10 protein-coding genes and 1 riboswitch are annotated in these 12,623 nt (G+C 36.5%); of the genes, 8 read left to right on the forward strand and 2 right to left on the reverse strand.

Translation table 11 applies throughout. From position 1 onward, the window contains the following. Nucleotides 1-158: 158 nt before the first annotated feature. Complete coding sequence (locus tag QFZ87_RS14195; protein WP_309862354.1) at nucleotides 159-1,145, forward strand: proline dehydrogenase family protein; 987 nt, start codon at nucleotides 159-161, stop codon at nucleotides 1,143-1,145. Between the two features lie 118 nt (nucleotides 1,146-1,263). On the opposite strand, the gene QFZ87_RS14200 is transcribed toward QFZ87_RS14195, so the two are convergent. Continuing rightward, nucleotides 1,264-1,680, reverse strand: a complete 417-nt coding sequence (locus QFZ87_RS14200) for a hypothetical protein (protein ID WP_309862358.1) — start codon at nucleotides 1,678-1,680, stop codon at nucleotides 1,264-1,266. 282 nt (nucleotides 1,681-1,962) lie between these two features. Between QFZ87_RS14200 and QFZ87_RS14205 the strand changes: the two genes are divergently transcribed. The 7 genes from QFZ87_RS14205 to QFZ87_RS14235 all read left to right on the forward strand — a co-directional run bounded on the left by QFZ87_RS14205 (nucleotide 1,963) and on the right by QFZ87_RS14235 (nucleotide 10,737). Next, entirely contained in the window at nucleotides 1,963-2,961 is a 999-nt protein-coding gene (locus QFZ87_RS14205; RefSeq protein WP_309862361.1) for a VanW family protein, read from the forward strand. A gap of 123 nt (nucleotides 2,962-3,084) precedes the next feature. Continuing rightward, nucleotides 3,085-4,056 carry an alpha/beta hydrolase gene (locus tag QFZ87_RS14210; RefSeq protein ID WP_309862365.1) on the forward strand — a complete coding sequence of 324 codons (972 nt, stop codon included), beginning with the start codon at nucleotides 3,085-3,087 and terminating at the stop codon, nucleotides 4,054-4,056. Between the two features lie 139 nt (nucleotides 4,057-4,195). Continuing rightward, nucleotides 4,196-5,944: a bifunctional metallophosphatase/5'-nucleotidase gene (locus QFZ87_RS14215; RefSeq protein WP_309862367.1), complete on the forward strand. Its 1,749-nt coding sequence runs from the start codon at nucleotides 4,196-4,198 to the stop codon at nucleotides 5,942-5,944. Nucleotides 5,945-6,059: 115 nt separating this feature from the next. Then, nucleotides 6,060-6,461, forward strand: a complete 402-nt coding sequence (locus QFZ87_RS14220; protein WP_309862370.1) for an acyl-CoA thioesterase — start codon at nucleotides 6,060-6,062, stop codon at nucleotides 6,459-6,461. A gap of 130 nt (nucleotides 6,462-6,591) precedes the next feature. Beyond that, a riboswitch (cobalamin riboswitch) is annotated at nucleotides 6,592-6,791 on the forward strand. A 134-nt stretch (nucleotides 6,792-6,925) separates the two neighbouring features. Next, nucleotides 6,926-9,214: a ribonucleoside-diphosphate reductase subunit alpha gene (locus tag QFZ87_RS14225; protein WP_309862373.1), complete on the forward strand. Its 2,289-nt coding sequence runs from the start codon at nucleotides 6,926-6,928 to the stop codon at nucleotides 9,212-9,214. A 15-nt stretch (nucleotides 9,215-9,229) separates the two neighbouring features. Beyond that, a complete protein-coding gene (locus QFZ87_RS14230) occupies nucleotides 9,230-10,276 on the forward strand; it encodes a ribonucleotide-diphosphate reductase subunit beta (RefSeq protein WP_309862375.1) in 1,047 nt (348 codons plus the stop codon). Next, entirely contained in the window at nucleotides 10,273-10,737 is a 465-nt protein-coding gene (locus tag QFZ87_RS14235; protein ID WP_309862377.1) for a flavodoxin domain-containing protein, read from the forward strand. Before QFZ87_RS14230 ends, QFZ87_RS14235 begins: the two co-directional genes overlap by 4 nt. Before the next feature lie 56 nt (nucleotides 10,738-10,793). Here the strand turns inward: QFZ87_RS14235 and pepF are convergent, their stop codons facing one another. Beyond that, nucleotides 10,794-12,608: an oligoendopeptidase F gene (pepF, locus tag QFZ87_RS14240; RefSeq protein ID WP_309862379.1), complete on the reverse strand. Its 1,815-nt coding sequence runs from the start codon at nucleotides 12,606-12,608 to the stop codon at nucleotides 10,794-10,796. Nucleotides 12,609-12,623 lie beyond the last annotated feature (15 nt).

The raw sequence follows: 12,623 nt of genomic DNA on the forward strand, positions 1-12,623 counted from the left end.
TTTCCTTGTGGGATATCATACATTAGTCATATGGCAGGAAAATTGAACAAAAACCCAATCGATTTTTTCGACATTAAGTTGGAATATTCGCAAAATAAATTTTATTGAAAGCGTATGCTATAATGATGATATAAAAATCACTGCAAGGAGTAATCGCTATGTTGAAAGATATTTTTATGAGTTTATCTCAAAACCAATTTCTAAATAGTGCTGCTAAAAAATATGGTTTAAAAATGGGGGCACAAAGTGTCGTTGCAGGAACGAATATAGATGAAGTTATTAAAAGTATAAAAGAGCTGAACTCACACGGAATTTCTTGTACAGTGGATAATTTAGGAGAGTTCGTTTTTAAAGAAGAAGAGGCAAATGCTGCAAAAGAACAAATCCTTAATGTAATTGAAGCTATTCATGAGCATAAAGTGGATGCGCATATTTCTTTAAAACCTACTCAATTGGGCTTAGATATTGAATATTCTTTCTGTTTAAATAACTTAAGAGAAATTGTTGATCTAGCAAACCGTTATGGTATCTTTGTAAATATAGACATGGAGGATTATAGTCATTTAAGTCCTACATTTGATTTACTTGACGATCTTTCTTTAGAGTACGATAATGTTGGAACAGTTATTCAGTCCTATTTCCATCAGGCACAAGAGTATATTGAAAAATATAAAAATTATCGCATCCGAATTGTAAAAGGTGCGTATAAAGAATCACCAGAAATCGCTTACCAAGATAAAAATGATATTGATGCTAATTTTATTAAAATATCTGAATGGCATTTATTAAATGGTAAATTTACATCCATTGCTACTCATGACCATAGAATAATAAACTATTTAAAGGATTTTGTTAAAAAGAACAATATCCCAAATGACAAGTACGAGTTCCAAATGTTATATGGATTTAGAAAAGAGCTGCAATTAAAGTTGGCAAGTGAAGGATACAATTTCTGCACATATGTTCCTTTTGGTAATGACTGGTATGGATATTTCATGAGACGCCTAGCTGAACGGCCACAAAACTTAAATCTTGTTGCTAAACAAGTGTTCAACAAAAAAACAAATACAATTATTGGTGTAGCAGCAGGTGCATTCTTATTAGGTAAAATGACCAACAAGCAAACCAAGAAAAAAAGAAAATAATACAGACAAGAATCCTTTCATCAAATTGATGAGAGGATTTTTTATTACAGGGGTAAATTTGCCTCCCTTATGGATTAAAAAAGGCACCTAGCCTTTGTGGTAATTATAATCACAAAGGTTAGGCACCAGGTTTTACGGCATTATAAGAAAAATTAGTATCATCCCATTGGAATATGCCTTCTTGAAGCTTTATTCTAAGATCAAAGGGACACGTAGAAGGGTTTATGTTTGCCTCTTCTTCTCCAGTGGCCATTTGCTCCAATATTAGTTGCTTGAAACGAAGTAAATCTGTTTTAGATGCAATCCGAATGATTCGATCTAAAGTAATACTTTTCTCACTGATTCCATGACAATTACAAATACTTGTTTGAAAACCTTTATTAAACTGAATCATCATGTGTAAATCATTGATACTCGCAACCCCAAAAACCTCTTTTATTACATCCTCATAACGTAGCTGTTTCCCAGTTGCAAATTTAATCATATTCCTCTCAGGATTTTCTAAGAAATAAACCGTTTCAATCGAACCGTCCATGTATAGCACCTTTTTTCCAATTATTTTTCTATCTCAATGAATTAAGAATGGTGGTGGAATGATAAACCTTCTTGCATAACAACCCTCATTCTAATCCCTTCTATTTTTATTATACCATACTTTATTATGGGTGACGGAAAAGCAATCGGTTTGTGTCGATATAGCCACAGTAATAATGACATGCCTTGGCGAATAAAATGGGTGAATGGGATTGATTCACATAGATCAATAAATTGGGATTAGAACACCACTGAATAATCTATAAGAGGAGTAGTTGGGGCTATGAGCAAACGAAAGTGGGCTATTTCAATTTTTGTCATTAGTAGTCTAATAGGATTAACGGGTTGCACAGAGGAAACAACAAAAGAGGTGGCACGGGAGAAAAAGGTAATACAACCTCAAAAGCAGCCCGAAAAACAGCCGCAAGAAGAACCACCGAAGGTAGAGGAACCTAAGCAAATTGTTGTAAATATCATTGACCCAAATACGAAAACAATTATTAAGAGCTTTATCCCGAAAGATATGGGGTTTGAAAACAACATAGAGACCTACAAAAAGGAAATTGAAAAATGGGCTAGAGATTTGGCGAGAGGAACTGAAGCATCAACGGGGTATGACCAGCGAATGGTACTCGATAAAATTGATGCAAATGGGCAAATCATTAAGGGAAAACCGAGAGTGGTATTAGAGGAATCGGAATTAGTAGAAAAGGTTATGGCCGCATCTCTTGTAGGCGGAGACATTGAACTACCATTATACGTTACTGAAAGTGGCTATAAGCCGGAGGATATCGCTCATTTAGGTGAAGTAGTGATAGGAAAATTTACAACAAGATTTAATAGCGGAGTGGTAGGGCGTTCAAAAAATATCGAGTTATCAGCACAAGCTATCAACAATATCATTGTTGGACCCGACGATATTTTTTCCTTTAATACTACGGTTGGACCTAGTGACGCTGCACACGGATATCAAAAGGCAAAAGAAATTGTAAATAAAAAAATGGTCGATGGGATTGGTGGGGGAATTTGCCAGACTTCTTCCACGTTATTTAATGCGGTGGATTTATTAGCAGTAACATATGTTGAAAAGCATCACCACTCATTATCTGTTGGCTATGTGCCCGCCGGTCGTGATGCGACAGTGTCATATGGAGGCCCGGATTTTCAATTTAAGAATACAACGGGATATCCTTTTTTAATTAAAGCAATTTATGACAAAGGTACATTAACTGTGGAAGTTAGAACATCAGCTGCTTATCAAAACCTCATAGCAAAGAGATAAAAAAGAACACAAAAGGTGACAGCGTTTGCTTGTCACCTTTTATTGTATAATAGCATTAAAGAGAGGTGGTAATTTATGGTGTTCCTTTTTAAAAAAAGAGAGTTCAGGATCGCAACTTCGGGGATGGATTCTGTTGAGAAAATAAGATTGGGCGGAGTGGAACAGACCGTACTAATTCAGGCAGAAAATCCTACAAAACCAGTTCTGCTTTTTATTCATGGAGGACCGTGTATGCCTGTTCCAGGTGTAGTCTCTCGAGGTCAAGATTATGCCGTGTCTACTACAACTAAAGAACTCGTTAAACACTTTGTTGTTGTGTTTTATGATCAACGAGGTGCAGGAAAATCCTTTAACAAGAATACACCGGCTGAATCTATGAGAGTCGAGCAATACATTACAGATTGCAATGAATTAGTAGATGTACTCAGAAGCCGCTTTAACCAAGAAAAGATATATTTGGCCGCCCATTCATGGGGGTCCATTATTGGATTAAATATGACCTTAAGATATCCGGAAAAACTTCATGGCTATATAGGGATTTCACAAATTTTAAATTGGACAGATAATGATAAACTCTGTTATGACTGGGTTGTAAATAAAGCAAAACAAGCCAATGATCAAAAGACTTTGAAGAAACTGTATGAATTAGGTCAACCTCCCTATCTTAACGTAAAACAATGGACCGAATTTCGCCGACCTCTAATTAAATATAATTCTATGGTATATAAAAGTGAAACGGTACAACATCCAGGTATGATTGGAGGGTTAAAACAATTTTTTACTAGTTCTGAGTATTCCTTAATGGATATTTTCCATTCCTTTTATAGTGCCTATAATCTTACATACACCCAAGAATTAATCGAGGATTTTGCAAAAATAAATTTAAATCAACTAAAAAAAGTAGAAACTAGAATTGCATTTTTACATGGTACAAAAGATGTCCATGTAGAAGGGAAACCGGTGGAAACATTTTTTAATAATCTAGAGGCACCACTTGGAAAAGAGATCGTTTGGTATGAAAATTCATCGCATATGTTTCATCCGGATGATGCTAGAATGATAGAAAAATATATTATCGATTTTGCTCATGCGTAATGTTTGAATGGCAGAGCAATGAGGTACTAGGAAACCACGTGTATTTTATACGTGGTTTTTATGACGATTTTATACATATTCCACCTTTATCAAGCAAAAAATACATTTGGCTCTTTTAGTAAAAAATAGGAGGTAATATATGAAATGGTTTTATAGGATATTCATGTACTCAGTAATGCTTGCCATATTTGGGTGGACAGGACATCATCAAGCTTTATCACGAGTAGTAGATGATCAGAATCATTACGGTGCAAACAAAACAAAAAATGAGGTACTTCAAGTGGCAAGGCAAAATCCACAAGGGGATCAAGGCCTATCCGAAGAATATCATGGACATCAATCTGATCGTCCTGAAGCCAAAAATCCTAAAAAGGCAAAGCCACCTGCAGCGGACAACCGGCTTGTTCAAGTTCAACTTTTAGGAATCAATGATTTACATGGTCAGTTAAATGTTACTCGTAAAGTAAATGGAAAGCCTGCAGGGCGCATTGACTATTTAGCTGCTTATCTAAAACAAAGAGAAGCGGAGAATAAAAACACACTTCTTGTTCAGGATGGAGATATGGTTGGAGCCAGTCCACCAGTATCGGCACTATTACAAGATGAACCGACCATTGAGCTACTTAATAAACTTGGATTCAATATTGGAACTGTTGGAAATCACGAATTTGATGAAGGTTTAAATGAACTCCTTCGTCTAATAAATGGTGGCTCCCATCCAAAAACAGGGAATTTTGCTGGTTCCACATTTCCATGGATAGTAGCAAATGTAATCAATGAAAAAACAGGAAAAACCATTTTACCTCCCTATCACGTGATTAAGGTAAATGGAATGCCAATTGGTTTCATCGGGGTGGTAACAACTGAGACACCGACTGTCGTTGTACCAAGTGGTGTAGCGGGCTTAAAATTCACCGATGAGGTAGAAGCGATTAACCGAAATGTTGCTGAATTAAAAAAACAAGGAGTAAAATCGATTATTGTTCTAGCCCATAATCCAGGTACATCTGGCCCAAATGGAGAAAATCCTACAGGTCAGCTTGTTGATATTGCCAATCGAGTGGACGATGAAGTGGATATTATTTTTGGCGGTCATAATCATGCTTATATGAATGCTACAATTGATAATAAACTGTTAGTTCAATCGTATTCTTATGGGACGGCTTTTTCAGATGTTGATTTTGAAATTGATCCGAAAACGAAGGATATTGTTTCCAAGCGGGCAGAGATTGTGACAACCTTTCAAGAAGGGATAGAGCCAGATCCTGAAATTAAGAAAATGCTTGAAAGCTATGAAGCGAAGGTAGAGCCAATTGTTAAACGTATAGTTGGATCTACATCTGATAACTTAACAGCAAAGCAAAATGAAAATGGTGAATCTGTTCTTGGGGATTTCATTGCCGATGCACAAAGAAATGCGATGAATACAGATTTCGCATTTATGAACCCTGGGGGTATACGAGCTGATATTGATCCGGGTGATATTACCTGGGGCGAGGTATATACGGTACAGCCTTTTAATAATGAATTGGTAAAAATGACAATGACCGGGCAGCAAATTCGTGACTTGCTTAACCAGCAGTGGGGTACAAGAACTGCGATCCTACAAATTTCTGGTTTAACATATACTTGGGACCCTAATAAGCCTGTTGGAAACAGGGTAGTGAGTGTCAAGCTTTCGGACGGTACAGAACTTGATTCCGCTAAGTCGTATACGGTAACAGCAAACATCTTCTTATCTGGTGGGGGAGATGGTTTTACGGAATTCACTAAAGCCCAAAATAAAGAAGTTGGTCCGGTTGATTTAGAAGCACTTGTAAATTACATTGGGGAACAGCCAAAACCGTTCTCCTATCTTATTCAAAATAGAATTCAGAGAGTTCAATAAAACCATAAGGATGACTCTTATGTAAATGAGTCATCCTTATTAGCTTTACTTAAATTAGAAAAACCATTTAGAATAATATATAAACAATCCTTTTTAATGAAAGGGGGGAATATGTATGTATAAAAAAATAATTGAGCCGCGTGTTTCTGAAACAGATGGTGTCGGGCACATCAATAACACTACTATACCAATTTGGTTTGAAGCTGCTAGAAATGAGATTTTTAAATTATTTACCCCTGACAGTTCTTTTGAAAATTGGAAAATGATTATTTTAAATATGAATGTGTACTATATGAAGCAAATTTATTTCGGTAAGGATGTGGAAGTTTTTACATGGGTCCAAAAAATCGGAAATTCCAGTTTACAACTTTACGAGGAAATTCACCAGGAAGGAAGAGTTTGTGCAAAAGGAACAGTCACCTATGTAAATTTTAATCTCAAAAAACAACAATCTGAAACAATACCTCAAGAGATCAGAAAAGTATTGGAGCTACACCTTTATCAAACGAATAAGTGATTAGTTGAATATATCCTTACTTAAAAAATTTGAAAAAGGTTCTTGAAATAGATTAATAAATAGACTATTATTTTATTTAACCGCTAATTACTACATATTGTTTTTTAATGAAAGAAAAACAACTATATATTGTGTTTGCCTTGAGAGAAGATGCCATTAGGCTTAATAGGGAATCTGGTGAAATACCAGAACTGCCCCCGCAACTGTAAATGCTGACGAAATGAGAAAACCACTGTATAAGAGAGTTTAATTGATTAGACGCTTATATGGGAAGGTCTCAAAGTAGGGAGATGCATAAGTCAGGAGACCTGTCTTTCTTAAGATGTTTCAACTTTTTCGGGGATTGAGAAGATGAAATGGTGGCGACAGAAGACACTTGACTACTTTTTTCATCCTTCTGTATTGTTATCGTTTCATCCGCTCAATTCACCTTGAGCGGATTTTTTAATTTAGGGGGGAAATATATGACAATCAGTGTACAAAGTGAACATGTTTCTTTTTTAGAATCTATTAATCAAGTTGAACAGGAATACAACATTGATGCTTCTGAACTGAAGAAGCAAATTAGTCAGTTGGAAGTATCACCGACTGAAATGAATAAGCATGCATTACACTATGCAGTCAATCAAATAGCGATAGACCAACCCGATTGGACGTTCGTTGCTGCCAGTTTCTATCTGAATGAATTATATTTTAAGGCGGCCGAAAGCCGAGGTTATAAAAGTCCAAATAAATATGGAGACTTTTATGGATTACTAAAACAACTAACGGATATAGGAATCTATTCCAATGATTTATTAAGTCTTTATAGTAAGGATGAAATAGATACATTAGCAAAAGCGATTAATCCAAAAAAGGATCATTTATTTACATACATAGGATTATTTCTATTTGCAGATCGATATCTTGCCCGTGATTATAACCGAAATATTTATGAACTTCCCCAAGAGCGATTTATGATTATTGCTATGACACTAATGAAGTACGAAAAAGAAACCATTCGTCTAAGTCTAGTGAAAGAGGCATATTGGGCTTTAAGCAACTTATATATGACAGTTGCAACTCCTACCTTAGCGAATGCAGGAAAAAGCTTTGGTCAGCTCTCCTCATGTTTTATTGATACGGTTGATGATTCACTTGATAGTATATATTTAAATAATTGGGATATTTCTCGGTTAAGCAAAGACGGCGGTGGGATCGGGATTTATTATGGAAAGGTTCGTGCTCTTGGTTCAGATATAAAGAAATTTAAAGAAAACTCATCTGGCGTAGTTCCATGGATAAAGTTAGTAAACGATACAGCTGTTAGTGTTGATCAGTTAGGTCAACGGCAGGGAGCCATTGCTGTATATTTAGATCTATTTCACAAAGATATTATGAGTGGATTTCTAGACTTAAAAACGAATAATGGCGACGAGAGACGGAAGGCTCATGATATATTTACCGGCGTAACGATACCAGATTTATTTATGCAACGAATAGAAGAAAAAGATGAGAACGGAAGGAGTATTGGAGAGTGGCATACATTTTGTCCTCATCAGGTAAAACAGATCATGGGCTGGAAAGATGAAAAAGGTAATCTTCTTGGATTGGAAGATTTTTATGATGAAAGTGATCATAAATATTTTACAGAGAAATATGAAGAGGCGGTAAAAAACCCACTTCTTCCCCGTAAAACATATCGAGCTATGGACATTATGGCACGAATCATGGTTTCACAACTAGAAACAGGAACTCCATACATGTTTTACCGTGACGAAGTGAACAGAAAAAATCCGAATAAACATCTTTTAGGCAAGGGGCGTACTTCTATCTATTGCAGTAACTTATGTACCGAAATTACGCAAAATATGTCTCCTACAACAATCGTTAACGAATATCAGGACGAAGAGGGAAACATCGTAATGGTACGTAAACCAGGTGATTTTGTTGTTTGTAATTTATCCTCGGTTAATCTTGCAAAAGCTGTACCAGCGAATGTCTTAGAACGACTAATACGGATACAGGTAAGAATGTTAGACAATGTCATTGACTTAAATACAATCTCAGTGCGGCAGGCGCAATTGACGAATAAAAAGTTTAGAGCTGTTGGACTTGGTACTTATGGGTGGCATCATCTTCTCGCACTAAAGGGAATTCACTGGGAATCCGATGCTGCCGTTCATTTTGCAGATGTATTATATGAAGATATTGCTTTTTACACCATTCGGTCTTCAATGGAACTAGCAATGGAGAAAGGATCGTATAGTCAATTTAGCGGTTCTGAGTGGCAGACTGGAGACTATTTTACACGTAGAAATTACGAGACTGAGAGGTGGAGTGATTTAAAGAGGAAGGTAGCTATTCATGGACTTCGCAATGGGTGGCTTATGGCTATTGCACCAAACTCATCAACAGCAAAAATTGGTGGTTCAACAGATGGAATTGATCCCATATATTCAGTGGAATACGCTGAAGAGAAGAAAAATTTTAAATTTAAAGTGACAGCACCTGACCTAAACCATCACACTTACAATTATTATCGTCGTGTAAGGCATGAAATTGATCAAGTTTGGAGTATAAAACAGAATGCTGCTCGTGGACGTCATATTGATCAGGCAATTAGTTTCAACCTTTATGTTCGACATGACATAAAAGCGAAAGATTTATTAAATCTTCATTTGGAATCTTGGAAGCAGGGGCTGAAGACAACTTATTACGTAAGAAGCACGACACAAGCTGAAATAGAAGAATGCGATGCATGTCATAGTTAAAGGAAGGAGAGCTTCATGGACATTCATTCACCTTTATTAAAAATTAAACTACTAAATCCGAAGTTTCCAAATAAAACGACAGGAATAATTAATGGGCAGTCTTCAGGATTGCTTAACTGGAATGATATCGCGTACCCTCAAATGTATGATTTGTATCAAACATTATTATCAAATTTTTGGAAAGCACAAGAGATTAATATGCAAGATGATATTAAGCAGTGGGACCAACTTAGCTTAACAGAAAAAGATGTATTTTTGCGTATTAATACACAACTGGCCTCATTGGACAGCCTGCAAACACCAACGATGTGCCAAGTGATGGATTATGTGTCAGATTCAAGTATGAAAGCCATATTTGCGGTGATTGCACAGCAGGAGGCGGTTCATAACGAATCATATTCCTATATTCTAAGTTCTCTTGTACCTTTAAGTGAGCAAAATGACCGATTCAATCAAGCTAAAAGTGATTCGATCGTGCAAAAAAGAAATCAACTCATATTAAATTCTTATGAAAGCTTTCGAGAAAATCCTACTCCACAAAATCTATTTCAATTAGGTGTAAATTCTATCAATCTGGAGGGTATTTATTTTTATGCAGGCTTTGCTTTTTTCTATTATCTTGCCGGACAGCAAAAAATGTTAAAGACAAGCACAATGATTAGCTATATTCAACGTGATGAAATGCAACATGCTTATTTTATGGCTCAGTTTTTACGCATCCTTTTAACTGAGAATCCAAAATTAAATAATGAGGCAAACATTGACTATATTTATCATACAGTTGGACAGGCTGTTGAGCTAGAAAAAGAATGGGCTCGTGTGATTTTCCGAGAGATAGATGGAATTAATATAAATCAGTATGAGGAGTACACCGAATATCTTGCTAATAAACGTTTGCGTCAGCTTGGTTTGCAAAATCTCTACCTGGACAGAAGTAATCCAATGCCGTGGATTCATGTTTTCAGCGATGAAATGATGAATGAAACGAAGTCTGATTTTTTTGAGCAGAAATCAAGGACGTATTCAAAGGTTACACAATCCAATGGATTTGATGAATTATGAAAATAGCTATCGTGTATTCTTCTAAAACTGGGAATACAGAAGAATTAGTTCATTTGATTCAAAAGTTATTCATTAGGAAGAATGTTGTTGTTAAACTTTTTAGAATTGAGCAATTTGAAATCATTGATTTAAATTACTATGAAGCTATTGTGATTGGAACCTATACATGGGGAGATGGAAATATACCACGTGAAATGATGGGCATTTTTCATGCATTTGAAACGCAAAACGTGAAGAATATTGTTACTGCCGTTGTTGGGACAGGGGACAGTGGGTATCCAAATTTTTGTGGGGCTGTTGATGAATTTAAAAGTATGCTTTATTATCACACTCATTTAGCTGTTACACTTAAAATTGAGGTTTCACCTCAAAAGGAAGACTTGAGCCGCTGCATACGGTTTGTTGAAATTGTATTGGAAAAGGTCCTCACTTTATCGAAGCGATCTAAAGATAAAGAGTAAAAAGTAAAAAGTAAGACAAGAAGAGGTTGCAATTGAGGCAACTTCTTCTTTAATAACTACTTAAATGATTCTTCTAATTCATCAATCAATGAACCTACAAATGCCACAGCTTTACTGATAGGTTCTGGCGTAGACATATTAATTCCGGCATGTTTTAATAACTCAAGTGGCTCCATTGTTCCACCTGCACGCAGTACCTCTAACCATCTATCTACGGCTGGCTGGCCTTCTTCTTTAATCATTTGCGCGACGGCTGTTGATGCAGTTAACCCTGCAGAATAAGTGTATGGATATAATCCCATGTAATAGTGTGGTTGGCGCATCCAAGTTAAGCTTGCTCCTTCATCTATTACAACCGTATCTCCCCAAAACTCGGTAAGAACAGATTTGGTTACTTCTGTTAATGTTTTCGCTGTTAGTGCTTTTCCCTCTTCAGCAAGAGCGTAGACTCTCCGTTGATATTCTGCTTCAAGTAAATGGGTGACAAAATTATGATAATAAGTTCCTAACAGTTGAAGAACAACCCAACGGCGCATTTGTTTATCTTTATATTTATTGAGTAAATGCTGACCTAATAGCATTTCATTCATGGTTGATGGTGCTTCTACAAAATACATGGAAGGGCGGACATTCATTATCCGTTGATTTTTATTCGCTAAAAAGAAATGTCCTGCATGCCCAAATTCATGTGTTAAGGTAAAGCATCCACGCATATTATCCTGCCAAGTAATAAGGATATATGGATGAGACCCATACGGGCTGGAGCAGAAAGCTCCTGTGGATTTTCCAACATTATCTGCTAAGTCAACCCATCTTTCCTTAAACCCTCTTTCTATGATTTCGGAATATTCAGGACCCATTATCTTTAAAGAATCCAATATGAGTTGGGTCGCCTCTTCATAAGTAGTTTTTGGTTCGAAGTCTGGGTCAAGTGGTGCTTTCAAATCACAAAAAAGCATTTGCGGAAGACCAAGAACTTTTTGTTTTAATTGGGCAAATCTCCTCATATGTGGGGCAAGTTCTTTATATATAATGTCTATTTGGTTATTATACATCTCCAAAGTTACCTGCTGGGGCTCAAGCAACATATGGGTAACAGACTCGTAATTCCGTAAGCGTGCAAGAGTGACTTGCTTCTTTACCTCTGTAGCGTAGGTTGCAGCCATTGTATTTGTGTACTTTTTTAGAGTTTCAACGAAAGAGTAATAGGCCTTTCTTCGAACCTCTGTATTTGCTGAGAATTCGTAGCGGCTCTCAAATAATGCAAACGAAACAGGCAATTCCTGACCACTTTCATCTTTTATCGGAGAAAAATCCATATCCGCCAATTTTGTCATTTGGTAAATTTGATATGGGGCTCCTTGAAGTTCACCTAAAGCAGCAAGCGCTTCCTCTGTATCAGGAGATAGTCTATGTTTTTTCGTTTCTAGAAGCTCCATTAAATTTTTTTGGAAGGCATCAAGACCAGGCTCCGCTAAAATGTATTTTTCGACAACTCCTTCCTCAAGGGCAAGAATTTCAGAATGAATGAACGATAAAGCAGCGATACTTTTCGTTCGTAATGCTGAAAATTTTGCTGAATTTTCCTGATTAACTGGGTCAGTTCCGTCTGCGGATTGTTTAAGGTTCGCATATGTCCAAGCTTTTGTAATTTTCATGGAAAGCTGTTCCTGTGCACATAAGCAGTCTAATAATGTCTTTGCACCTGTATGTAAAGTCCCCTTAAATTGGTCAAACTTGTTGATTTCATGGTCAATTGTTATTAGTTCCTCTTCCCATGACTGCTCTGAGGGGAATAAGTCATCCAGATTCCATGTCAAATCTTCGGGTACTTCTGAGCGGGTTAACCGTTTTACTACTGTTTCTTCCATCTAGTCTCCTCCTAA

The sequence above is a fragment of the Bacillus sp. SLBN-46 genome (assembly GCF_031453555.1).
Classification (GTDB): Bacteria; Bacillota; Bacilli; order Bacillales; family Cytobacillaceae; genus Neobacillus.

What these genes read in the sequence shown, in the direction of transcription:
- QFZ87_RS14195 (WP_309862354.1), top strand. Translation starts at nt 159, where the DNA reads ATGTTGAAAGATATTTTTATGAGTTTATCTCAAAACCAATTTCTAAAT.
- QFZ87_RS14235 (WP_309862377.1), top strand. Translation starts at nt 10,273, where the DNA reads ATGAAAATAGCTATCGTGTATTCTTCTAAAACTGGGAATACAGAAGAA.
- QFZ87_RS14215 (WP_309862367.1), top strand. Translation starts at nt 4,196, where the DNA reads ATGAAATGGTTTTATAGGATATTCATGTACTCAGTAATGCTTGCCATA.
- pepF (WP_309862379.1), bottom strand. Translation starts at nt 12,608, where the DNA reads ATGGAAGAAACAGTAGTAAAACGGTTAACCCGCTCAGAAGTACCCGAA.
- QFZ87_RS14230 (WP_309862375.1), top strand. Translation starts at nt 9,230, where the DNA reads ATGGACATTCATTCACCTTTATTAAAAATTAAACTACTAAATCCGAAG.
- QFZ87_RS14210 (WP_309862365.1), top strand. Translation starts at nt 3,085, where the DNA reads ATGGATTCTGTTGAGAAAATAAGATTGGGCGGAGTGGAACAGACCGTA.
- QFZ87_RS14220 (WP_309862370.1), top strand. Translation starts at nt 6,060, where the DNA reads ATGTATAAAAAAATAATTGAGCCGCGTGTTTCTGAAACAGATGGTGTC.
- QFZ87_RS14205 (WP_309862361.1), top strand. Translation starts at nt 1,963, where the DNA reads ATGAGCAAACGAAAGTGGGCTATTTCAATTTTTGTCATTAGTAGTCTA.
- QFZ87_RS14225 (WP_309862373.1), top strand. Translation starts at nt 6,926, where the DNA reads ATGACAATCAGTGTACAAAGTGAACATGTTTCTTTTTTAGAATCTATT.
- QFZ87_RS14200 (WP_309862358.1), bottom strand. Translation starts at nt 1,680, where the DNA reads ATGGACGGTTCGATTGAAACGGTTTATTTCTTAGAAAATCCTGAGAGG.